Source organism: Streptomyces thermocarboxydus (genome assembly GCF_024760485.1).
Taxonomy (GTDB): domain Bacteria; phylum Actinomycetota; class Actinomycetes; order Streptomycetales; family Streptomycetaceae; genus Streptomyces; species Streptomyces cellulosae.
Window position 1 is genome coordinate 3,143,789 of sequence record NZ_CP058273.1, and the last position, 21,685, is coordinate 3,165,473.

Here is a 21,685-nt window from a genome sequence, read left to right on the forward strand (position 1 = left end):
TCCTCATCGGGCCCTGATCTGCGTGAGGTCGAAGGTACCGCTCCGCGACACCACGGGGACGCGGTGTCCGGGAGGCCGCCCGCCTTGTGGATGATCAGCGGTGTGCTGCTCGAATCGCTGTCCGTCGCCGCGCTCGCCGTGGTGCTGGTGTGTGCCGTCGTCCGTCCCTTCCGCTGGCCGGAGGCGGCGTTCGCGGTGCCCGCCGCCGGGGTGGTGGTCGCGACGGGCGCGATCGGCACGGACGCCGTGCGGGAGGAGGCCGGGCGGCTCGGCCCGGTGATCGGCTTCCTCGCCGCAGTGCTGGTGCTGGCGAAGCTGTGCGACGAGGAGGGGCTGTTCCACGCGTGCGGCACCTGGATGGCCCGCTGGTCGCACCACCGGCCGCGCAAGCTGCTCGGCGCGGTGTTCGTGCTGGCCTCGCTGATCACGGCGGTGCTCAGCCTGGACGCGACGGTGGTGCTGCTCACCCCGGTCGTGTTCGCCACCGCGACCCGTATGGGAGCGCGCCCCGCCCCGCACGTCTACGCGGGCGCGCACCTGTCGAACACGGCGTCCCTGCTCCTTCCGGTGTCCAACCTCACGAACCTGCTCGCGTTCACCGCGACCGGTCTGACCTTCACCCGCTTCGCGCTGCTGATGCTGCTGCCGTGGCTGGCGGCGATCGCCGTGGAGTACGTGGTCTTCCGCCGCTTCTTCGCCGCCGACCTCGCGGCGGCGCCCACCGCGCCGGACACGGGGGACGAGCCGGTGGAGATGCCACTGTTCGCGCTGGTCACGGTGGCGGCCACGCTCGCCGGGTTCGCGGTGGCGTCCGCCGTCGGGATCGACCCCGCGTGGGCGGCGGCGGCCGGGGCGGGCGTGATGGCCGTACGGGCCCTGACCCGCCGCCGCACCAGCGTCGTACGGCTGCTGCGCGCGCTGGACCCGCCGTTCCTGGCGTTCGTGCTGGCGCTTGGCGTGGTGGTGCGGGCGGTGCTGGACCGGGGGCTCGGCGACGCGCTGGACGCGGTCCTGCCGGACGGCACCGGGCTGGTCTCCCTGCTGGCGGTCGCCGCGCTGGCGGCGCTGCTGGCCAACCTGATCAACAACCTGCCCGCCGTGCTCGCCCTGGTCCCGCTGGCCGCGCCGTCCGGCCCCGGCGCGGTCCTCGCGGTCCTGCTCGGCGTGAACATCGGCCCGAACCTCACCTACGCGGGCTCCCTCGCCACCCTGCTGTGGCGCCGGATCGTCCACCACCACGGGCACGAGGTGAGCCTGGTGCGCTTCACCCTCCTCGGGCTGGCCACGGTCCCGGCCGCGCTGGTGGCGTCCACGGCGGCGCTGTGGGTGTCGCTGGAGCTGTTCGGCACGTAAGCAGGTGCCCCGCAGCACCGAAATACGGAGACCCACGCCACATTCACTCAGGCCTCTCGGTGACATGCTCCACAGGCCTCGACGGGTGTACTACCCGGAATAGTGAAGAAATGCCCGATTTCATATCGGACATAAGGGGCGGAAGCCTGATCGATCGGCTTGAAATGGGGGTTTTGCCCCCTGTACGGGCCTCCGTCAAGAGACGTGCATCTCATTCCCTTTCTACGGCCTTTCGTCGTAGGTCACACCTTTGCGGCTTTTGGGCGGTGGCGGTTACCAAGGAACAGCCATCACGGCACGGACCACGTTCCGCGGATGGCATCCCCCCGTCCCCTCCCCCATGAGGTTTCGATGTTCGAGCGCGTCACGTCCCGTTTCCCCCGTATGACCGTCACCCGCACCCGCGCCGCCGTCATGGCAGCCGGCCTGGGCTCCACGGCCGTCCTGGGAGCCGGGGTCGCGGTCGCCGCCTCCGGCAACTCCGCCGCGTCCGGCACCGCCACGTCGGTCCAGGCGCAGGCCGCCGCGCAGGCCGAGGCCGCGAAGACGCAGGCCGTGAAGACGCAGGCCGTGAAGGCCTCCGCGGTGAAGAAGGCGACCGAGGCCGCCAAGAAGTCCACCGCGTCCTGGGTCTCCCCGGTCAAGAGCTACAAGCTGTCCGCGAGCTTCGCGGCGAACGGCGGCATGTGGGCGCACAAGCACTCCGGCCAGGACTACGCGGTCCCGACCGGCACCCCGGTCGTCGCCGCCCACGGCGGCACGGTCGTCAAGGCCGGCGGCAACGGCGCGGGCGACGGTCCCGCGTACGGCAACGCCATCGTGATCAAGCACGGCAACAAGACGTACTCGCAGTACGCCCACCTGTCGTCCGTGAACGTGAAGGTCGGCCAGGTCGTGAAGACCGGCCAGAAGATCGCCCTGTCCGGCAACACGGGCAACTCCAGCGGTCCGCACCTGCACTTCGAGATCCGCACGACCCCGAACTACGGCTCCGCCGTCAACCCGGTGAGCTTCCTGCGCGCCCACGGCGTCAGCCTCTGACGCAGACCCGCGCGCAACACACACCCCCGAGAGCGGCTCCGGCCGCCCCCGGGGGTTGTCGTGCGTTCAGCCCCGCTGCACGTAAGGAAGGAAACGCGCCCACGCGTCGGGGGCGAAGGCCAGCCGGGGGCCGGTGGTGTCCTTGGAGTCCCGGACGTGGACGGTCCGGGGGGTGAGGGCGAGTTCGACGCAGGAGTTGCCGTCGTTGCCGCCGCTGTAGCTGCTCTTGAACCAGTTCAGCTCACTGCTCATGCTTCTCCCAGCAGTTGTCGGACGAAGGCCAGCGACTCACGTGGAGTGAGCGCCTGCGCTCGGATCGTTCCATACCGCAGCTCGAGAATGCGCAGTTGTCGCGGATCCGAGGTCGGGCGGCCGTTGAACGCGCCGTCGGAGCGCCCCATCGCCGTGCCGTCGTCGAACTTCAGCAGCTCGATCCTGCCGTCCAGTCCGGAGTGGGTCTCGCAGTCCGTCGGCATCACCTGGAGCACGACATGGTGCAACTGCGCGACGTCCAAAAGCCGTTGCAGCTGGCCCTGCCAGGCGGCCCGCCCGCCGATGGGGCGGCGGAGCACGCCCTCCTCCATGACGAAGCTGAGCGCCGGAGCCGGATCACGGTCGAAGACCGTCTGCCGGGCCAACCGTGCGGCCACCATGCGCTCCACGTCGTCCGGTGAGTAGGGCGGCTGAGCCGAACTGATCACCGCACGAGCGTGTTCCGGCGTCTGCAGAAGGCCGGGGATGATGTGGCACTCGTAGAGGCCGATCTCGACCGCGCGGGCCTCCAACTTACCGAGCGCACGCACCTTCTTGGGATACCGGACCTTCTTCACGTCCTCCCACGCGGCCGACAGCAGACCTCCCGCCTCCAGCAGCTCGTCCGCCCGGTCCAGGAACTCCTGGCGAGGAATCCGCTTCCCGCTCTCGATCTTGTAGATCATGTCCTCGCCGTACCCGACGGCCCGCCCGAAGTCGGGCACCCTCAGCCCTGCCGCCTCGCGCCGCAGCTTGATCTGGCGGCCCACGGTCGTGATGACCGCGACGCCCCACTCGTCGTCAGGGTCGACCTCCCAGCCGGGCTCGTCCATCTCGTCCTCGACCCCGCCCGACTCCGCCTCCACCGCCGTCATCCCGCACCTCTCCCTCGGATCCGTCCGTGACGCACCCCGGCGCCCTACCCGCACCAACGGCGGGTACGGCGCCGACGGCTACGGACAACCTCCGGACAGTGACCGGACACACACACCGTGTCAGCGGGTGAAGAAGTTGACGAGGTTGCCGTCGGGGTCCCGGAAGAGGAGGGAGCGGTTGCCCCAGGGCATGGTGGCGGGGCCGTTGACGACGTCGGTGAGGAAGTCGTCCAGTTCCTTGTGGACGCGGTCCACGTCGTCGACCTGGAACTCGACGATCGCGCTCGCGTTGGCCGCCGGGCGCGCTGAGCCGGGCGCGAACATCGGGACGGTCGCGGTGCCGGCGATCGCGAGGGTCGCGCCGTCGGTCCGCAGCTCGGCGAAGTGCTCGGTGGCCCAGGCGGCGGGCACGCCCAGGACGCGCTCGTAGAAGGCGACGAGGCGGGCCACGTCGGCGGTGATGATGCGGACGGATGCGAACTGCATGGGGTGACTCCTCGGCCGTACGACGATTTTGACGTGCACGGCCGACGGTAGAAGCAATACCGGTCAGAACCCGCCCGGTATCGGAACTAACGTGGTCCCCATGCCCCGACCCGCCGCCCGCGTCCTGACCTTGCTGGAGCTGCTGCAGTCGGGCGGCACCCGGACCGTGGCGGAGCTGGCCGACCGGCTCGGCGTGGACGGACGGACCGTGCGCCGGTACGTGGACCAGCTGGTCGACCTGGACGTGCCGGTGGAGTCGGTGCGCGGGCGCTACGGCGGGTACCGGCTGGGGCGGGGTTACCGCGTGCCGCCGCTGATGTTCGGCGACGAGGAGGCGCTGGCGGTGCTGCTCGGTCTGGTCGCGGGGCGCAGGGCGGGGCTGACGACGGCGCAGCGCACGGCGAACGAGACGGCGGCGGCGAAGATCCGCCGCGTGCTGCCCCGGCATCTGGCCGGCCGGCTGGACGCCGTGCTGGAGTCGCTGTCCTTCACGGAAGGGCCCGGGGACTTCGCGAGCCCGGACGCGGGCGTCCTGCTCACCCTGGCCGACGCGGTACGTCACCGCCGCCCCGTCTCCGTCCGCCACACCGACCGCGAGGGCCGCGGCGGTGACCGCACCCTGCACCCGTACGGGATCGTGGCGCACGCGGGCCGGTGGTACGTCACGGGGAAGGACGCGGACCGCGACGAGGACCGCACGTTCCGCCTCGACCGCATCACTGACGCCCGCACGCTCCCCGGCTCGTTCGAGATGCCGGAGGACGTGGACCCGGCGGACCGCGTGGTGACGGGCTTCGCGACGGCCGCGTACCGCTACGAGGTGACCCTGCGCGTCCGGGCGACGCCCGAGCACCTCCGCACGCACCTGCCCGCGACGGTCGCGACCCTGGAGGAACACGAGCCGGGATGGCAGCGGGTGGAGATCCACGCGGAACACCTGGACTGGCTCCCACCCGTCCTGGCCGCCCTGGACCGCCCCTTCGTCATCGAGGGCCCACCCGAACTCCGCACCCTGATGCGCGACTTCGCCGCCCGCCTCACGACGTACGCCGCCCGGACACCGCCGACAGAAGATCACCCGGGCGGATGAACGTCCCCCGCTCGATGGGAAGTTCGCACCCTGGCGCTCCTACGCTCGACGCCTCAGCCCAGAATTCCGTAGGAGCCCAGGAACCCCATGGTCAGCCCGCCCCACGAGGCAATGCACCGGATCTTTTAGCACGACCCGGGACTCTTCAGCCGCGTCTCCCGCTATCTGGGGGTCGACATCCCGCGGCCGACGAAGGCAGCCGTTCTGCCGACCGACCTCACGGAAACGAGACCGGTCGAACGCCGGGTCGACACACTCCTCCGCTTCGAGACCGAGGCGGAGGGCCCCTTCCTTCTGACCATCGAGTCCCAGGGCAAGCGGGACGTGGAAAAGCCGGCGAGCTGGGCGTACTACACCGCGTACCTGTGGACGAAGTACCGGCTTCCGACCGCGCTCCTGGTCGTCTGCCAGGACCACGCCACAGCCGCCTGGGCCCAGCGCGCCGTGTCCAGCGGACCGCCCCAGCTCCCCACGCTCACCCTGCGCCCCGTGGTCGCGGGACCGCACAACATGCCCGTGATCACGGACCCGGAGGAGGCCCGCGCCGACCTCGTCCTGGCCAGCCTGGCGGCCATCACACACGCCGCCGAACCATGTGTCGATGCGATACTGAAGGCCCTGTCCACCGCACTGCGGGACGCGCCCGAGGACATCGCGGACCCCATCGTCGAATTCACCGCACAGGGCCTGGGCAAGTACCCGGCCAAGCACGTCTGGAGGAACCTGGTGGCCGTGGACCTTTCCTTCTACAAGTCCTACCTCGTCGAAGAGATCAGGGAAGAAGCCCGCGCGGAGGCCCGCGCGGAAGGCCGTGCCGAAGACGTGCTGCTCGTCCTCGAACAGCGCGGCCTCGACATCTCCGACGCCGTCCGCAGCCGCGTCACGGAGTGCGGCGACCCCGAGGTTCTCCGCAGCTGGCTCGCCCGGGCCGTCACCGTTCCGAAGGCCGAGGAGATCTTCGAGGACGAGTGAGCGAGGGGCCCCCGTGAGCGGCGGCACGCCTCCGTGGCGTGCCGCCTCGGGTGGCGCTACGAGTGCCCCAGCTCCGCCGACGACGCGTCCTCCGTCGCCGGGACCGAGCCCGAATCGGGGGACGGGCGGAGGGGGAAGGGGTCGACGCGGGTCTCGTCGATGACCGGCGGGGCCGGCTGCGGGGTCTTCGGCATGACCGCGGCCTCGGAGTGGCCGCCGCAGCCGAAGGCGAGGGAGACGACCCGGCCGTCGGCCGGGGAGAACTCGTTGGCGCACACGCCGAACGCCTGGCCCAGCGAGCCGCCGATCGGGACGAGGAAGCCGCAGGACTCGCAGGAGGCGGGAGCCGCCTGCGCCATCGGGGTCTTCGGGCCGAACGCCTCCTCCCAGCGGGCGGCGGCGGAGTGCAGCCCGTAGCGGGAGAGGACGCGGGCGCGGCGCAGGCCCAGTTCCTCGGCGACCGCGGCGATCGAGCCGCGGGACGGGGTGACGGTCTGCTGGGCGGGGCTGCCGCCGGTGACCTCCGCGTCCTCGGCGTCCACGAGGTCCGCAAGGTCCTCGGTGAGCGCCGAGTTCGGCGGCGGCTCGTCCGCGCCGGTGTAACCGGGCTCCAGACGCGGGTCGTCGGCCTCGGTCGGCAGCAGGTCGCCGGGGCCCAGGTCGCCGGGGCGCAGCCGCTCGCTCCACGGCACCCACTCGGGTGCCAGGACGGCGTCGGGGCCGGGCAGCAGGACGACCTCGTCCACCGTGACGATCTTGGCGCGGGAGGCGCGGGCGACGGTGACGGCCCACCGCCATCCGCGGTAACCGAGCTCGCGGCACCCGAAGTAGTGCGTGACGACGCGGTCGCCCTCGGAGACCATCCCCTCGTGCTCGCCCACGACCCCGGGCGCGGCGGCCTCCTCGGCTGCGGCACGGGCGAGGTCGACGGCCTCGGCGCACAGACGGTCGGGGGTGCGGCTTCGCGTTGTCGCTGCGCTCACAGGTATCGCTTCTCTCCTACGCCGTCTCACGAGTGCGCCACTCCCAGCGCGGGGGGCGGACGGAGCGGACCGGGGGACCGCGTCGACGTCCGCGCCGCATCGTGCTCGGGCGCGCCCACCATCCATTCTGCGGGATGGCTGAGATACGCACGCTACCTGCTCGCGTGCGCTGGGCCTACACCGACGGTTGTTACGGAACGGCGCGCGCCGGTTTGTCGGGCGCCGGGGGGCGCCCGGGGGGCGGCGGGCGGGCGGTCCGCCGGCGTCCGCGGGCCGCCCGCCCGCCGCCCCGGCGCGTTCGGCCGTACAGTGGCACCGAAGGCCCTGTACCCGGTGTTACGGCACTACGCACCGCCAACTCGGGGCACTATGACGTCGTGGCTACCGCGAGGACACCCCAGGACGCCACCGGTACCGGTGGGACCCCGGGGGGCAAGGGACGCGGCCGGCGCCTCGGCACGGTCCGGGCGGGCGGCCGTCTTCGCGCGTTCGGCCGGGCGCTGCACTTCCCGGTGACCAGAACCGCTCGCGGCATCCGCAAGGTGACCCACGCGCACGGCGCGGGCGAGTCCGGCCTCGGCAAGCTGATCGAACTGCACGGGGTGAACGGCGCCGGCGACATGATGATCACGGTCGCGCTGGCGTCCACCGTGTTCTTCTCCGTCCCCACCGACGAGGCGCGCGGGCGCGTCGCCCTCTACCTGGCCATCACGATGGCGCCGTTCACGCTGCTCGCCCCGGTCGTCGGCCCGCTCCTCGACAAGGTGCCGCACGGCCGCAGGGCCGCCATGGCGGGCGCGATGCTGACGCGTGCGCTGCTCGCGCTGGTGCTGTCCGGCGCGGTGGTCAGCGGCGGCCTGGAGCTGTATCCGGCGGCGCTGGGCGTGCTGGTGGCGTCCAAGGCGTACGGGGTGGTCAGAAGCGCGGTCGTGCCGCGGCTGCTGCCGCCCGCCTTCTCCCTGGTGAAGGCGAACTCGCGGGTGACCCTCGGCGGCCTGCTCGCCACGGGGATCGCGGCGCCGATCGGCGCGGGCCTTCAGCATCTGGGCGCGCGCTGGCCGTTGTACGGGGCGTTCGTGCTGTTCGTCGCCGGCATGTTCCTGTCGTTCCGGCTGCCGCCGAAGGTGGACTCCGCCAAGGGTGAGGCCGTGGCGCTGCTCGCCGCCGACGAGCAGCATCTGCACGGGCCGCACCGCAAGGCGGAGAAACCCGGGCTGCGCACGGTCGGCCCGGCGGTCACCCACGCGCTGGGCGCCAACGCCTCCATCCGCTGCCTCACCGGCTTCCTCATCTTCTTCCTGGCGTTCCTGCTGCGCGAGCATCCGATGACCGGTCAGAGCGCGGCGGTGTCGCTGGGCATCGTGGGCGTGGCGGCGGGCGCGGGCAACGCGCTGGGCACGGCGGTCGGGGCGGGACTGCGGTCCCGCGCGCCGGAGATCATCATCGTGACGGTGGTGGCGGTGGTGCTGGGGGCCGCGATCATGGCGGCGGTCTTCTTCGGCGCGGTGCTCGTGGCGTGTCTCGCGGCGGTCGCCGGGTTCGCGCAGGCGCTGGCCAAGCTGTCGCTGGACGCGCTGATCCAGCGGGACGTGCCGGAACAGGTGCGGACGTCCGCCTTCGCACGGTCGGAGACGCTGCTGCAGATGTCGTGGGTGCTGGGCGGCGCGATCGGCATCGCCATGCCGCTGATCGGCACGCTCGGGCTCGCGGTCGGTGCCGCGATCGTCGGCGCGGGCTGGCTGACGACCGTCCGCGGGCTGCTCCGTTCGGCCCGTCAGGGGCACGCCGGGCGCCCGCGAGTGGCGTAACCAGGGGCCACGCCGTACCCCGCGTGGCGGGCGGGGCACACCTGACCGATAGCCTTCCGCCATGACCACGTTGCAATCCGCTGTGCGACGCCGCCGCGCCGTCGCCGCCGCCGGCGCCGTATCCGCCGGACTGCTTCTCCTGTCCGCCTGCGACAAGCCCACGGCGATCTCCACGATCACGGTGGGCAGCGACTCGGTGAGCTCCGAGGCGACCTGCGGTGGCGAGGGCAAGGCCCTGACCACCGAGGCCCTCAACAAGTGCCTGCAGGACAAGGACATCCACGAGATCAAGGTCGACCCGACGGAGACCGTGCGCTTCGGCGTCGACCCGGACATCGCCGACAACAGCTGGACGATCCTGCTGAACGGCCAGCCGCTCGTCGAGTCCACCAAGAAGACCTACCAGGCCATCCCGGGCAGCGTGTTCTTCAACGCCCAGTACGGCGCGCAGGGCGACTCGACCCTGGTGTCGGTCAAGGAGGGCGGCGAGAACGAGGCCACCGGTCTGTGGTCCTTCCGGCTGAAGAAGGACGAGGACTGATCACGTCCCTCGCACGCGTTCTCGTGGCCACCGCGGTCCCCGCCGAGCGGGACGCGGTGGCCGAGGCGTTCCCGGGGCCGGTACGGGAGCGCCGGCTGCCCGGCGCGGTCGTGCACCGCGTCACGGGCGGGCCCGGCCTGCTGGCCGCCGGGGTCGGCCCGGCGGCCGCCGCCGCGTCGACGGCCGCCGCGCTGACCGCCGCCGCCCTGGAGGGCCGCCCCTACGGCCTCGTCGTCTGCGCGGGCATCGGCGGCGGCTTCGCGCCGGACGCGCCCCTCGGCTCCCTCGTCGTCGCCGACGCGATCACCGCGGCCGACCTGGGCGCCGAGACGCCCGACGGTTTCCTGCCGGTCACCGAGCTCGGCTTCGGCACCGTCACCCATCACCCGCCCGCGTCCCTCGCCGAGGCGGTGGCCGCCGCGTCCGGCGCGCGCACCGGCACCGTGCTCACCGTGTCCACGGTGACCGGCACAGCCGCCCGCGCGGACGCCCTGCGCGCCCGTCATCCCCGTGCCCTCGCCGAGGGCATGGAGGGCTTCGGCGTCGCCGAGGCCGCCGCCGCGCAGGACGTGCCCGTCCTGGAGGTGCGGGCGGTCTCGAACCCTGTCGGCCCGCGCGACCGCGCCGCCTGGCGTATCGGCGACGCCCTGGCCGCCCTCACCGAGGGCTTCGGGAAGCTCGCGCCCGTCCTGGAAAGTTGGAACACGGCATGACCACCAGTGAGCAGCAGCGGCTGCGCATCGCCTACTCGCCCTGCCCGAACGACACCTTCGTCTTCGACGCCCTCGCCCACGGCCGCGTGCCGGACGCGCCCGCCCTGGACGTCACCTTCGCCGACATCGACATCACCAACGGCATGGCCGAGCGCGGCGAGCTGGACGTGCTGAAGGTGTCGTACGCGGTGCTGCCGTACGTCCTCGACGAGTACGCGCTGCTGCCCTGCGGGGGCGCGCTGGGGCGGGGCTGCGGGCCGCTGGTGCTGACCCGGGAGCCGGGCACGGACCTCACGGGCCGCACGGTCGCGGTGCCGAGCGAGAAGTCGACGGCGTACCTGCTGTTCCGGCTGTGGGCGGCGGACGTCGTCCCCGGCGGGGTCGGCGAGATCGTGGTGATGCCGTTCCACGAGATCATGCCCGCCGTGCGGGACGGGAGGGTCGACGGCGGTCTCGTCATCCACGAGGCGCGCTTCACCTACCAGAACTACGGGCTGCACAAGCTCGCCGACATGGGCGAGCACTGGGAGAACACCACCGGCCTGCCGATCCCGCTCGGCGCGATCCTCGCCCGGCGCGCGCTCGGCGAGGAGACGCTGACCCGTCTCGCGGACGCGATCCGCACATCCGTGCGGGCGGCCTGGGACGACCCGGAGGCCTCCCGCCCGTACGTGATGAAGCACGCCCAGGAGATGGACCCGGCCGTCGCCGACCAGCACATCGGGCTGTACGTCAACGAGTTCACCGCCGACCTCGGCGAGAGCGGCTACGCGGCCGTCCGCGGGCTGCTCACCCGCGCGGCGGCCGAGGGGCTGGTGCCGCCCCTCGGCCCGGACGCGCTGCGGTTCCCGTAGACCGGTGGTCCCGGAGGTCTGGCCGGTGGTCCCGGGGGGCTGGCCGGTTGTCCCATGGGGGGCTAGCTAGACGTCCAGCTGGTCGGCGACCGCGCGGAGCAGCCCGGCGATCTTCTTGCCGGCCGCGCGGTCGGGGTAACGGCCCCGCTCCAGCGACGGCGTGATGTTCTCCAGCAGCGTCGTGAGGTCCTGCACGATCGAGGCCAGCTCGTCGGGCTTCTTGCGCTGGGCGGCCGCGACCGACGGGGTCGGATCCAGGATGGTCAGGGAGAGTGCCTGGTCGCCGCGCTGCCCGGCGACCACGCCGAACTCCACTCGCTGCCCCGGCTTCAGGGCCTCGACTCCGGCGGGGAGGACCGAGGAATGCACGAAGACGTCGCCGCCGTCGTCACGGGAGAGAAAGCCGAAGCCCTTCTCGCTGTTGAACCACTTGACCTTGCCGGTAGGCACGTCTGTCCTCGTCCTCGTACTCGTCGGGAAAACTGCATCGGAAAACGGCTCTTGATAGCACTCGGGCGGGCCCGATGACCCGCCGGTACCCAGGCTAATGGTCTTCGAGCCGGTGACAAGACGTCACCGCCTCGTTCCCTCGCGCAGGGAACTACCCTGGTGCGGTGCGTGACAAAACCCAAGCGAATTCCGCCCAGCCCGGTGACGGGCTGGTCCGTGCAGGTGCCCTGGTCTTCTTCGTCGGCGCCGTGGCCACTCTGGTCACGGTCGCCCCGCTGTTCCTCGGAACGACGCCCTTTCCGACGTACATGTTCGGATTGAGCATGCTCATGGGCGTCGGATTCGCCGTCGCGGCCGCCGGTGTACTGCGTTCCGCCGCCGCGGGACGACGGCGGGCGCGGGCCGCCCGTGCGGTTTCCGGTCAGTTGTCCGAGCAGTAGTCCGAAAACCAGCGGGGGAATTCCGTCAGATCGGTGAGGACGGCGTCCGCGCCGGCTTCCCGGAGTTCCGCCGCGTCGCACGGGCCGGTGGCGACCGCGACCGACACCGCACCCGCGGTGCGGGCTCCGCGCACGTCGCCCGTGTGGTCGCCGACGTACACGGACGCGCCGTGCTCGCGCAGCGCCAGCGCCTTCTGCTCGGCCCACAGGCCGCCGATCACGGCGTCCGGCTCGATCCCGAGGTGCGCGAGGTGCAGTTTGGCGTTGGGCTCGTACTTCGCGGTCACCACGATCGCCCGCCCGCCCTGCGCCTGCACGGCCGCTATCGCCTCCGGCGCGCCCTCGAGGGCGAGGGTGGGGGTGATCGCGTACTCGGGGTACATGGCGCGGTAGAGGTCGGCGACCTCGTCGACCCGCTCGGCGGGGAACCAGTTGACGAGCTCCTCCGCAAGGGGCGGGCCCAGCCGGCTGACGGCGAGATCGGCGTCGATGTGGGTCCCGGTGCGGTCGGCGAGGGCGAGGTAGCAGGCGCGGATCCCTGGCCGGGAGTCGATGAGGGTCATGTCGAGGTCGAACCCGACGGTGGGGGCGGGTGGGGTCGTGTTGGCCATGCCGGCCATTGTCCGCGACGCGCTCTGCGACGCCGGGTGCGGGTGGTACGGGGCTGAGCGCGCAGTTCCCCGCGCCCCTGAAGGGCGCCCCAGCTGCGGGCAGTCGTGCCGCTAGGGGCGGCACGGGTGGGCGCGGCGGCACCCCGTAAGCGCCGGGCTGCGCGAACACCCCCCGGCAACGTCCACCCACGTGGGCATGGGGAGCGCCGGTGCCCGAACGCCCCCGCTCCCGCCGAACCCCCTCAGCGTTGGCGCTGGGAGCGCCATACCAGGAACAGCGCCGACGTCACCGCCGCCGTGCGGATCACCCACGGCCACGTTTCCGTCAGCGCCGCGTTCATCTGGCCCTCGGCCACCGGCTCACCCCATCGCCCCACCGCACGCCCCCACAGCCACACCATCCCCCCGATCAGCGACAGCCCCGGCAGCACGACCACCGCCGCCTTCACCTCCCCCGGACTCAGCCGCCGCGAGGCATACGCGATCAGCCACCCCAGGATCAGCGCGAACCAGTTCCCGAGCACCGCCCCCACCACCAGAGAGGCCGCCGCGACCAGCAACAGCGGGTTGCTCCACCGCCGGGACGGCAGCCGCAGCAGCCTCCGCCGAGCGGGCACCTCCTCGACCGCCTCGGCAGCGGGCGCCGCCTCGGCCGCCTGCTCCTCCTCCTTCGGCGCCGGCCGCTTCAGAAGCTCGGGGATCTCCACCCCGCCGACGAACCCCGGCACCTCGTCCCCCACCCCGAAGGGACCGCTGTCCACCCGCCACCAGTCGGGCCGGCTCCCGCTGTCCCCGACCTCGTCGAGCCCGGCCCGATGCGGCGGCGTCGGCGCTTCCACGGGAGCGGCGGGCACAGCCTCGGACGCAGAGGACCGGGGCCGGGGGACGACCTTCCGGAACATCCCGCCCGCCGGCTTCGCCTCCCGCTGCACGGGAACACCCGAAGGCCGGTCCCGTTCCGACGCGCCCGGCGCAGCTCCCGGAGCCGAGTCCTCCGCGGCAGCGACCACCTCCGTGGGCGTCCCCATCCGCGCGATGATCCGCCGCACCGCGGCGGGCGAATCCACCACCGCCTTGGCCCGACGCCGGTCGATCTGGTCGCGCAGCTCCGCGACCAGCCGCATCCGCGCCGCCGACGGCAACTGCCGCTGCTGCGCCACGTCGCCGACGCGGCTCAGATACTCGTAGACGACCTGGTCACTCTCGATACCCACGAAGTCCCCTCCGGGACGGATGCGTCGGGACACCGTCGCCCGACGGTACCGCGAGTGCGGCGACCCGGCCCAACTCCCGGCACGCCACGGACGTACCCACCCGCTAACGTGATGCGGATGAGCACCGAGGAGAACCCCGCGGCGGCCCCCCGATCCCTCGCCGAGGCGCTCCGGGGGCGGGACGACGCCTCCCTGGCCGCGCTCCTGCGCAGCCGGCCGGATCTCATCACGCCCGTGCCCACGGACCTGACCCAGCTCGCGACCCGCGCGGGCACGCGCGCCTCGGTGGTCCGCGCGCTGGAGCGCCTCGACCGGTTCACGCTGCAGACCGCGCAGGCGCTGGCGGTCGCGTCGGACCCGGCGACGTACGACGAGCTGCTCGGGCTGATGGCGGGCGACGACGGCGACCCGGCGGTGTCCGCCGCGCTGCCGCACGCCCTCGGCACGCTCCGCGAACAGGCCCTGGTGTGGGGCGGCGACGACCGGCTGCGTCTGGTGCGCACCGCCCGCGAGCTGCTGGCGCCGTCGCCGCAGCACCCGTCGCCGACCGGTCTCGGCCCGACCGTGCGGGAGGCGGGCGCGGGGATCTCGCCGGGCCGTATCCAGGAGATCCTGACGACGGCCGGGCTGCCGTCGACGCACGACTCCGTCTCCGCGCTGACCGCGCTGGCGGACCTCTTCAGCGACCCTGAGCGGATGTCCGCGCTGCTCGACCAGGCGCCGAGCGAGTCGGTGGAGGTGCTGGAGCGGCTGGTGTGGGGCCCGCCGTACGGGCAGGTCACCGCCGATCCGGCGCCCCGGCTGCGCTGGCTGCTCGACCGGGGGCTGCTGCTGCCGACGGCGCCCGGCACGGTCGTTCTGCCCCGCGAGGTGGCGCTGCGGCTGCGCGCCGGGCGGGCGCACCGGACGACGGAGCCGGTGCCGCCGCCGGTCGAGGCGGCCGCCGCGCACAGTGCCCGGATCGTGGACGCGACGGCGGCCGGGCAGGCGTACACGGCGCTGGCGACCGTCGAGGAGCTGCTGAAGGACTGGCACGAGGGCGGGCCGGCGGTGCTGCGGGCCGGCGGGCTGAGCGTGCGGGACCTCAAGCGGACCGCCGTGGCACTGGACGTGCCCGAGCCGGTGGCCGCGTTCTGGGTCGAACTGGCCTACGCGGCCGGACTGCTGGCGTCCGACGGCGAGGCCGACGAGCGGTACGCGGCGACCCCGGCGTACGACGAGTGGCGGGAGCGGCCCGCCGGTGAGCGGTGGGCGCGGCTGGCCACGGCGTGGCTCGCGGCGACCCGGACGCCGGGGCTGGTCGGGGAGCGGGACGCGAAGGACCGCACGCTGTCCGCGCTCGGCCCGGGCCTGGACCGCTCGGCCGCCCCGGAGGTACGGCACCGGGTGCTGGCCCTGCTGGCGGGACTCCCGGAGGGCGCCGCGCCCAACACCGAGTCGCTGCTGGCGCGCCTGCGCTGGGAACGGCCCCCGCGCGCGGACCGCGCCGGGGGCGGCGCGCCCTCCCCGTACGCCCGCCGTACGCCGGCGCAGCCCGCCGAAGGGGCGCGGGTGCCGCGGCCCGCGGGGCCGCGGCACCCGGGTATCCGGCCGACGGCGGCAGCGGGGCGGGCGGGGAGGAGGACCTGCGGTCGCGGCTGGCCCGCTGGACGCTGGCAGAGGCGGAGATGCTCGGCATCACCGGGCGCGGCGCGCTCTCCTCGCACGGGCGCGCGCTGATCGGCGCGCCGCCCGCGCCCCACCACGCGGACGCGGAGACCGAGCCCACGGGGCCGGGCGACAAGCTGCCCGTGCACCACCGGCACACCCCGCCGCCGGCCGTCCTCTCCCCCGCCGAGCAGGCGACAGCCGCCGCCGCGGCCGCCCGGCTGCTGGAACCGCTGCTGCCCGAGCCGCTGGACCACGTGCTGCTCCAGGCCGACCTGACGGCGGTCGCGCCCGGCCCGCTGGAGCGTCCGCTGGCCGACATGCTGGGCGTGCTCGCGGACGTGGAGTCGAAGGGCGGGGCGACCGTCTACCGGTTCACGCCCGCCTCGGTACGGCGCGCCCTGGACGCCGGGCAGTCCGCCGCCGACCTGCATGCCTTCCTCGCCGCGCACTCGCGTACGCCGGTGCCGCAGCCGCTGACGTATCTGATCGACGACGTGGCCCGCCGGCACGGGCATCTGCGGGTGGGCGCGGCCTCGTCGTACGTGCGGTGCGACGACGACGCGGTGCTGAACGAGATCCTCGCGGACAAGCGCGCCGCCGGGCTGGGACTGCGGCGGCTCGCCCCGACGGTGCTGGCGGCGCGGACCGATCCGGCGGCGCTGCTGGAGGGGCTGCGGGCGATGGGGTTCGCACCGGCCGCGGAGTCGGCGGAGGGCGATGTGCTGATCGCGCGGGCAGACGCGTACCGGACGCCTCCGCGGACGCCTCCCGAGCCGGTGCCGGACGGGCCGCCGGTGCCGGACGACACGTTGCTCGCTGCCGCGATCCGGGCGGTTCGGGCGGGGGACCTCGCGTCCACCGCGCCGCGGAAGCCGGTCGGTGGGGAGGCGGGGGACGTGGCTCCGGGGCAGTTGCCGCGTACGTCGGCGGCGGACACGTTGGCGACGCTGCAGGCGGCGGTGCTGACCAACGAGACGTTGTGGATCGGGTACGTGAACGCGGAGGGGGCGGCCAGTCAGCGGGTCATCGCGCCCATTCGGGTCGAGGGTGGGTTCGTTACTGCGTACGACCACACTGCGGACGAGGTGCGGACGTATCCGCTGCATCGGATCACGGGGGTGGCGGAACTCGCGGAGTGAGGGGGCGGCTGCGCGGGGTGGGTAGGCGCGGGTTCGTCGTACCTGGTCGCGCCCACGCGGCGCCAGCCGCATATCGACACAGCCCCGCGCCCTGAGGGAGCTGCAGTTCCGCGCCCCTGAGGGAGCTGCAGTCACGCGCCTCTGAGGACACTCCGGGTCCGGTCTGGAATGTGATCAGGCAAACTGGACGTTTGGCCGTGCAGTGCCCGTGCCGAGCCCGTCGCAGAAAGGCAGCCGCGCGTGAATGGTCCGCTCATCGTCCAGTCCGACAAGACCCTGCTCCTCGAGGTCGACCACGAGCAGGCCGACGACTGCCGTCGCGCCATCGCGCCGTTCGCCGAACTGGAGCGCGCCCCCGAGCACATCCACACCTACCGGGTGACCCCGCTGGGCCTGTGGAACGCGCGGGCCGCGGGTCACGACGCGGAGCAGGTCGTCGACGCGCTGGTGCAGTACAGCCGCTACCCCGTGCCGCACGCGCTGCTCGTCGACATCGCCGAGACCATGGACCGCTACGGCCGGCTCAGCCTGCTCAAGCACCCGGCGCACGGTCTCGTCCTCACCACCACCGACCGCCCGGTCCTGGAGGAGGTGCTGCGCTCCAAGCGCGTCGCCCCTCTCGTCGGCGCCCGTATCGATCCGGACACCGTGGCCGTGCACCCCTCGGAGCGCGGCCAGATCAAGCAGACCCTGCTGAAGCTGGGCTGGCCGGCCGAGGACCTCGCCGGGTACGTGGACGGCGAGGCGCACCCGATCGAGCTGGTCGAGGACGGCTGGGCGCTGCGCCCGTACCAGAAGCAGGCCGTGGAGAACTTCTGGCACGGCGGCTCCGGCGTCGTCGTCCTCCCCTGCGGCGCCGGCAAGACGCTGGTCGGCGCGGGCGCGATGGCGCAGGCGAAGTCGACCACGCTGATCCTCGTCACCAACACCGTCTCGGCCCGTCAGTGGAAGCACGAACTGGTGAAGCGGACGTCGCTCACCGAGGAGGAGATCGGCGAGTACAGCGGCACGAAAAAGGAGATCCGCCCCGTCACCATCGCCACCTACCAGGTGCTGACGACGAAGCGGAAGGGCGTCTACCCCCACCTCGAGCTGTTCGACTCCCGCGACTGGGGTCTGATCCTCTACGACGAGGTGCACCTGCTGCCCGCGCCCGTCTTCAAGTTCACCGCCGACCTCCAGGCCCGGCGGCGCCTCGGCCTGACCGCGACCCTGGTGCGGGAGGACGGCCGCGAGTCGGACGTGTTCTCGCTGATCGGGCCGAAGCGGTTCGACGCGCCGTGGAAGGAGATCGAGGCGCAGGGCTACATCGCGCCCGCCGACTGCGTCGAGGTCCGCGTCAACCTCACCGACTCCGAGCGGCTGGCGTACGCGACGGCCGAGCAGGAGGAGAAGTACCGCTTCTGCTCGACGACCGCCACCAAGCAGAAGGTGACGGAGGCGATCGTCCGGCGTTTCGCGGGGCAGCAGATCCTCGTCATCGGCCAGTACATCGACCAGCTCGACGAGCTGGGCGAACACCTGGACGCGCCGGTCATCAAGGGCGAGACGTCCAACGCCCAGCGGGAGAAGCTGTTCGAGGCGTTCCGGCAGGGCGAGCTGAGCGTGCTGGTGGTGTCGAAGGTCGCGAACTTCTCCATCGACCTGCCGGAGGCGACGGTCGCCATCCAGGTGTCGGGCACCTTCGGCTCCCGCCAGGAGGAGGCGCAGCGCCTGGGCCGTGTGCTGCGGCCGAAGGCGGACGGCCACCAGGCGCACTTCTACTCCGTGGTCGCCCGCGACACCATCGACCAGGACTTCGCGGCGCACCGGCAGCGGTTCCTGGCCGAGCAGGGGTACGCGTACCGGATCGTCGACGCGGACGAACTGCTCGCGGACAGCTGACGCCCCCCGCGGCGAGTGCGGCCCCGGTGCGACTGGCGCACCGGGGCCGCTGCTCGTCCGGGCGGGTGTACGCGTCCTCACTTCGGGTCGCGGGCGAAGGAGGCCGTCGACCAGAAGTAGCCGAGCAGCACCAGCGCCACGCACCAGGCCACGGCCAGCCACCCGTCGTTCCCGATCTCGCTGCCGAGCAGCAGCCCGCGCAGGGTCTCGATGGCCGGCGTGAAGGGCTGGTACTCGGCGATCGGCCGGAACCACCCCGGCATCCCGTCGACCGGGACGAAGGCGCTGGACAGCAGGGGCAGCAGGATCAGCGGGGTGGCGTTGTTGCTGGCGGCCTCCGCGTTGGGGGCGCCGAGCCCCATGCCGACCGCGATCCAGGTGAGCGCCGTCGCGAACAGCACCAGCAGCCCGAAGGCGGCCAGCCACTCCAGCGCGGTGGCGTCGGTGGAGCGGAAGCCGATCGCCACGGCGACCAGGCCCACGACGACCACGCTGAGGACGGCCTTCAGCACGCTGCCGACCACGTGCCCGACGAGCACCGAGCCGCGGTGGATGGCCATCGTGCGGAAGCGGGCCACGATCCCTTCGGTCATGTCCATCGACACGGACACCGCGGTGCCGACGGCGGTGGAGCCGACGGTCATCAGCAGCAGTCCCGGCACCAGGTAGGCGACGTACGCGGACCGGCCGCCGCCGCCCATTCCGGCGCTCATCACGTCCCCGAAGACGTACACGAAGAGCAGGAGCAGCATGACCGGTGTGAGCAGCAGGTTGAGGGTGAGGGAGGGGTAGCGGCGGGCGTGCAGCAGGTTGCGGCGCCCCATCGTGGACGAGTCGCGCAGGGCGAGGGAGAGGGTCTGCGGGGCGCTCATCGGACGGCCTCCTTCGAGGGAGCGGGGACGGTGGCGCCTTCGGTCAGGGCGAAGAAGACGTCGTCGAGGTCGGGGGTGTGCACGGTCAGCTCGTCCGCCTCCACTCCGGCGGAGTCGAGCAGGTCGAGCACGGCGCGCAGTTCGCGCTGGCTGCCGCCGCTGGGGAGGGACAGGGTCAGCGCCGCGTCGTCCGGGGCGGCCACGGTCAGGACGGCGGCGGCCGACCGGTAGGCGGAGGGGTCGGTGAAGCGGAGCCGTACGTGTCCGCCGGGGACGATCCGCTTCAGCTCCTCCGCGGTGCCCTCGGCGGCGATGCGGCCGTCGTGCAGCACGGCGATGCGGTGGGCGAGCTGGTCGGCCTCCTCCAGGTACTGGGTGGTGAGGAAGACGGTCACCCCTCCGTCGACCAGCTCGCGGATGATGCCCCACATGGTGTGACGGGAGCGCGGGTCCAGTCCGGTGGTGGGCTCGTCGAGGAAGATGATCCGCGGGTCGCCGACCAGGGTCATGGCGATGTCGAGGCGGCGCTTCATGCCGCCGGAGTAGGTGGACGCGGGCTTCTTCGCCGCGTCCGCGAGGTCGAACTTCTCCAGCAGCTCGGCGGCCACGCGCCTGCCCTCCCGGCGGGGCAGGTGGTGCAGGTCCGCCATCAGCAGCATGTTCTCCTCGCCGGTGATCAGACCGTCGACGGCGGAGAACTGTCCGGTGACGCCGATCGCGGCCCGCACGGCCTGCGGGTCGGCGGCGAGGTCGTGCCCGCCGACCCGCAGGTCGCCCGCGTCCGCGCCGACGAGCGTGGAGAGGATCCTGACGACCGTGGTCTTGCCCGCGCCGTTCGGCCCGAGCAGGGAGAAGATCGTGCCTTCGTCGACGGCGAGATCGACCCCGTCGAGGACGACCTTGTCGCCGTACGCCTTGCGCAGCCCGTTCGCCGCGATGGCCGAGCCGGTCATGTGCGCTCCTTCGGGTCATTGTTTCTGACACCGGAAACGCTACGTTGCGTTTATAAAGACAGCAACTAACTTGTTGCACTCAGATACTGTTCATGCAGCTCAGCGCATTCGAATCGTTGCAACGTATTGAGATTTAACGCAACATGAGCACCCGCGATTCGTTGCAATTAAAAGGGAGTGAACGCTATGCTCGACTCCCCCACCGCCCATGAAGGAGACCCGCGTTGCCCGGAGGCAGGCTCACTCAGCAGGAGCGCCAGCAGATCGCGTCGGGGCTGGCCGACGGGTTGGCGTACGCGGAGATCGCGCGGCGGCTGGAGCGTCCGACGTCGACGGTCACGCGGGAGGTCATGCGCAACGGCGGCCCCACCGCCTACCGCCCCGAGCTGGCGCAGCGCGCGACCGAGCAGCGCGCCCACCGGCGCAGGCGCGGCGCGCGGCAGGCGAAGGCGGCGCCGGACGCGTACGGGCGGGACCCGGAAGCGGTGCGGGCGTTCGAGGAGACGCTCACCACCGTCTTCATCGCCTCGGGCACGCCCAGGATGATGGCCAGGGTCATGGCCTGTCTGACCCTCAGCGACTCCGGCAGCCTCACCGCCGCCGAGTTGGCGGAGCGGCTCCGGGTCAGCCCTGCGTCGGTGTCGAAGGCGATCGCGTTCCTGGAGACCCAGGACCTCGTGCGCCGGTTCCGCGACGAGGGCGGGCGGCGGGAGCGCTACGGCTTCGACGAGGACATCTGGTACCGGTCGATGGCCGCCAGCGCCCGGTCCACCGCGCAGATCGCGGCGACCTCACGGGAGGGCGTGGACGTCATGGGACCCGGCACACCGGCCGCGACACGGCTGGAGAACGCCGCGCGGTTCCTCGACTTCGTCTCCGAGACCATGCTGCGGGCGGCGGAGGAGGCGCGGGACCTGCTGCACGGGAAGCCGCACGAGAGTGCGGAGCAGGGTTAGGGCCTGTCCGGCGGATCAAGTCGGGGGAAAGGCGCAGCGTCTTGCAACCCAGGTGGGCGTGCCAGACCCCGCGTCCTCGGCATGATCCTCCGGACAGGCCCTAGCGGCGGCGGACGCCGGCCTCCTGGCCGTACTCGCCGAGGAGGATGACGTCGAAGGCCGCGCCGAGGAACACCTTCACGGCGCGCAGGGCGTCACCGACGCGGTGCGGGTGACTGCCCTCGGCCGGGGCGGCGCCGCCCGGGCGGACCGGCGGGCTGGTGGGGTGGACGGTGGCTGCGCTCATGCACTCATGGTTGCTCCGTGACCCCGGTCCGGGCATCGGCCCACGGGACCGGACCGCCGGGCCGCCGCGTACGTCTGCGGGACGAGCCGTCCCTCTCAGGCAGGACGGGGTGACCCCTAAGGGGTGGAAAAACCGTTTGGACCACCCCCACCCCACGGCCTAGAATCTCCGCTCTCTTCCCGCCTCCCTCACGGAGCGCCGCCGTCCGGACGGAAACCGGCCGGCATTCCTTCCTCGCAGCACACCCGGCAGCAGGTCCCTC

The 21,685-nt window shown here is 72.7% G+C and carries 21 protein-coding genes and 1 pseudogene; 12 read left to right on the forward strand and 10 right to left on the reverse strand.

Going from position 1 to position 21,685, the window contains the following annotated elements; all coding sequences use genetic code 11:
• Window positions 1-90 precede the first annotated feature (90 nt).
• A complete protein-coding gene (locus AY578_RS14345; protein ID WP_215188181.1) occupies window positions 91-1,353 on the forward strand; it encodes an SLC13 family permease in 1,263 nt (420 codons plus the stop codon).
• 351 nt (window positions 1,354-1,704) lie between these two features.
• A complete protein-coding gene (locus AY578_RS14350; RefSeq protein ID WP_258902439.1) occupies window positions 1,705-2,394 on the forward strand; it encodes a M23 family metallopeptidase in 690 nt (229 codons plus the stop codon).
• A gap of 66 nt (window positions 2,395-2,460) precedes the next feature.
• Here the strand turns inward: AY578_RS14350 and AY578_RS14355 are convergent, their stop codons facing one another.
• The 3 genes from AY578_RS14355 to AY578_RS14365 all read right to left on the reverse strand — a co-directional run bounded on the left by AY578_RS14355 (window position 2,461) and on the right by AY578_RS14365 (window position 4,007).
• The gene (locus AY578_RS14355) at window positions 2,461-2,646 is read right to left on the reverse strand and encodes a DUF397 domain-containing protein (RefSeq protein WP_019523890.1); all 186 of its coding nucleotides are present in this window, start codon (window positions 2,644-2,646) and stop codon (window positions 2,461-2,463) included.
• The gene (locus tag AY578_RS14360; RefSeq protein WP_215048553.1) at window positions 2,643-3,521 is read right to left on the reverse strand and encodes a helix-turn-helix domain-containing protein; all 879 of its coding nucleotides are present in this window, start codon (window positions 3,519-3,521) and stop codon (window positions 2,643-2,645) included. Before AY578_RS14360 ends, AY578_RS14355 begins: the two co-directional genes overlap by 4 nt.
• Window positions 3,522-3,641: 120 nt before the next feature.
• On the reverse strand, window positions 3,642-4,007 hold the full coding sequence (locus AY578_RS14365) for a VOC family protein (RefSeq protein ID WP_028960639.1): 366 nt from the start codon (window positions 4,005-4,007) through the stop codon (window positions 3,642-3,644).
• Window positions 4,008-4,107: 100 nt separating this feature from the next.
• Between AY578_RS14365 and AY578_RS14370 the strand changes: the two genes are divergently transcribed.
• Window positions 4,108-5,097, forward strand: coding sequence for a helix-turn-helix transcriptional regulator (locus AY578_RS14370; protein ID WP_161233067.1), 990 nt, complete (start codon window positions 4,108-4,110; stop codon window positions 5,095-5,097).
• Window positions 5,098-5,262: 165 nt separating this feature from the next.
• On the forward strand, window positions 5,263-6,069 hold the full coding sequence (locus AY578_RS14375; RefSeq protein ID WP_251143090.1) for a hypothetical protein: 807 nt from the start codon (window positions 5,263-5,265) through the stop codon (window positions 6,067-6,069).
• A gap of 56 nt (window positions 6,070-6,125) precedes the next feature.
• Here the strand turns inward: AY578_RS14375 and AY578_RS14380 are convergent, their stop codons facing one another.
• On the reverse strand, window positions 6,126-7,052 hold the full coding sequence (locus AY578_RS14380) for a DUF3027 domain-containing protein (protein WP_019523895.1): 927 nt from the start codon (window positions 7,050-7,052) through the stop codon (window positions 6,126-6,128).
• 377 nt (window positions 7,053-7,429) lie between these two features.
• Between AY578_RS14380 and AY578_RS14385 the strand changes: the two genes are divergently transcribed.
• The 4 genes from AY578_RS14385 (at window position 7,430) to AY578_RS14400 (ending at window position 10,968) form a co-directional block, all read left to right on the forward strand.
• Entirely contained in the window at window positions 7,430-8,860 is a 1,431-nt protein-coding gene (locus AY578_RS14385) for an MFS transporter (protein WP_019523896.1), read from the forward strand.
• Window positions 8,861-8,921: 61 nt separating this feature from the next.
• Window positions 8,922-9,401 (forward strand): DUF2771 domain-containing protein, encoded by a 480-nt coding sequence (locus tag AY578_RS14390; RefSeq protein WP_106432475.1) that lies wholly within the window; start codon window positions 8,922-8,924, stop codon window positions 9,399-9,401.
• Between the two features lie 23 nt (window positions 9,402-9,424).
• A complete protein-coding gene (locus tag AY578_RS14395; RefSeq protein WP_019523898.1) occupies window positions 9,425-10,114 on the forward strand; it encodes a futalosine hydrolase in 690 nt (229 codons plus the stop codon).
• Window positions 10,111-10,968: a 1,4-dihydroxy-6-naphtoate synthase gene (locus AY578_RS14400; RefSeq protein ID WP_215189343.1), complete on the forward strand. Its 858-nt coding sequence runs from the start codon at window positions 10,111-10,113 to the stop codon at window positions 10,966-10,968. Before AY578_RS14395 ends, AY578_RS14400 begins: the two co-directional genes overlap by 4 nt.
• Before the next feature lie 66 nt (window positions 10,969-11,034).
• Here AY578_RS14400 and AY578_RS33855 read toward each other — a convergent pair whose 3' ends face one another.
• A complete protein-coding gene (locus AY578_RS33855) occupies window positions 11,035-11,418 on the reverse strand; it encodes a cold-shock protein (protein ID WP_019523900.1) in 384 nt (127 codons plus the stop codon).
• A 164-nt stretch (window positions 11,419-11,582) separates the two neighbouring features.
• Here AY578_RS33855 and AY578_RS14410 point away from each other — a divergent pair, with 164 nt between their 5' ends.
• On the forward strand, window positions 11,583-11,858 hold the full coding sequence (locus tag AY578_RS14410) for a hypothetical protein (RefSeq protein ID WP_136238246.1): 276 nt from the start codon (window positions 11,583-11,585) through the stop codon (window positions 11,856-11,858).
• Here the strand turns inward: AY578_RS14410 and AY578_RS14415 are convergent.
• Together AY578_RS14415 and AY578_RS14420 are read right to left on the reverse strand one after the other, a co-directional pair.
• Entirely contained in the window at window positions 11,840-12,469 is a 630-nt protein-coding gene (locus AY578_RS14415; RefSeq protein WP_258902440.1) for an HAD family hydrolase, read from the reverse strand. The genes AY578_RS14410 and AY578_RS14415 overlap by 19 nt on opposite strands.
• A 242-nt stretch (window positions 12,470-12,711) precedes the next feature.
• Window positions 12,712-13,683 carry a hypothetical protein gene (locus tag AY578_RS14420; RefSeq protein ID WP_136238247.1) on the reverse strand — a complete coding sequence of 324 codons (972 nt, stop codon included), beginning with the start codon at window positions 13,681-13,683 and terminating at the stop codon, window positions 12,712-12,714.
• A 117-nt stretch (window positions 13,684-13,800) separates the two neighbouring features.
• Between AY578_RS14420 and AY578_RS14425 the strand changes: the two are divergent.
• A pseudogene (locus AY578_RS14425) lies at window positions 13,801-16,472 on the forward strand (helicase C-terminal domain-containing protein).
• A gap of 240 nt (window positions 16,473-16,712) precedes the next feature.
• A complete protein-coding gene (locus AY578_RS14430; protein ID WP_019523905.1) occupies window positions 16,713-18,356 on the forward strand; it encodes a DNA repair helicase XPB in 1,644 nt (547 codons plus the stop codon).
• A 77-nt stretch (window positions 18,357-18,433) separates the two neighbouring features.
• Here the strand turns inward: AY578_RS14430 and AY578_RS14435 are convergent, their stop codons facing one another.
• On the reverse strand, window positions 18,434-19,228 hold the full coding sequence (locus tag AY578_RS14435) for an ABC transporter permease (RefSeq protein WP_028960634.1): 795 nt from the start codon (window positions 19,226-19,228) through the stop codon (window positions 18,434-18,436).
• Window positions 19,225-20,181, reverse strand: coding sequence for an ATP-binding cassette domain-containing protein (locus AY578_RS14440; protein WP_019523907.1), 957 nt, complete (start codon window positions 20,179-20,181; stop codon window positions 19,225-19,227). Before AY578_RS14440 ends, AY578_RS14435 begins: the two co-directional genes overlap by 4 nt.
• A 224-nt stretch (window positions 20,182-20,405) precedes the next feature.
• On the opposite strand from AY578_RS14440, the gene AY578_RS14445 reads away from it, so the two are divergent.
• A complete protein-coding gene (locus AY578_RS14445; RefSeq protein ID WP_019523908.1) occupies window positions 20,406-21,137 on the forward strand; it encodes a GbsR/MarR family transcriptional regulator in 732 nt (243 codons plus the stop codon).
• A 100-nt stretch (window positions 21,138-21,237) separates the two neighbouring features.
• Here the strand turns inward: AY578_RS14445 and AY578_RS14450 are convergent, their stop codons facing one another.
• Window positions 21,238-21,423, reverse strand: a complete 186-nt coding sequence (locus tag AY578_RS14450; protein ID WP_019523909.1) for a hypothetical protein — start codon at window positions 21,421-21,423, stop codon at window positions 21,238-21,240.
• Between the last annotated feature and the right edge of the window lie 262 nt (window positions 21,424-21,685).

Excerpts from the sequence above, each read along its gene's own strand:
- AY578_RS14345 (WP_215188181.1), top strand. The coding sequence starts at position 91 with ATGATCAGCGGTGTGCTGCTCGAATCGCTGTCCGTCGCCGCGCTCGCC.
- AY578_RS14350 (WP_258902439.1), top strand. The coding sequence starts at position 1,705 with ATGTTCGAGCGCGTCACGTCCCGTTTCCCCCGTATGACCGTCACCCGC.
- AY578_RS14355 (WP_019523890.1), bottom strand. The coding sequence starts at position 2,646 with ATGAGCAGTGAGCTGAACTGGTTCAAGAGCAGCTACAGCGGCGGCAAC.
- AY578_RS14360 (WP_215048553.1), bottom strand. The coding sequence starts at position 3,521 with ATGACGGCGGTGGAGGCGGAGTCGGGCGGGGTCGAGGACGAGATGGAC.
- AY578_RS14365 (WP_028960639.1), bottom strand. The coding sequence starts at position 4,007 with ATGCAGTTCGCATCCGTCCGCATCATCACCGCCGACGTGGCCCGCCTC.
- AY578_RS14370 (WP_161233067.1), top strand. The coding sequence starts at position 4,108 with ATGCCCCGACCCGCCGCCCGCGTCCTGACCTTGCTGGAGCTGCTGCAG.
- AY578_RS14390 (WP_106432475.1), top strand. The coding sequence starts at position 8,922 with ATGACCACGTTGCAATCCGCTGTGCGACGCCGCCGCGCCGTCGCCGCC.
- AY578_RS14400 (WP_215189343.1), top strand. The coding sequence starts at position 10,111 with ATGACCACCAGTGAGCAGCAGCGGCTGCGCATCGCCTACTCGCCCTGC.
- AY578_RS14415 (WP_258902440.1), bottom strand. The coding sequence starts at position 12,469 with ATGGCCAACACGACCCCACCCGCCCCCACCGTCGGGTTCGACCTCGAC.
- AY578_RS14435 (WP_028960634.1), bottom strand. The coding sequence starts at position 19,228 with ATGAGCGCCCCGCAGACCCTCTCCCTCGCCCTGCGCGACTCGTCCACG.
- AY578_RS14440 (WP_019523907.1), bottom strand. The coding sequence starts at position 20,181 with ATGACCGGCTCGGCCATCGCGGCGAACGGGCTGCGCAAGGCGTACGGC.
- AY578_RS14450 (WP_019523909.1), bottom strand. The coding sequence starts at position 21,423 with ATGAGCGCAGCCACCGTCCACCCCACCAGCCCGCCGGTCCGCCCGGGC.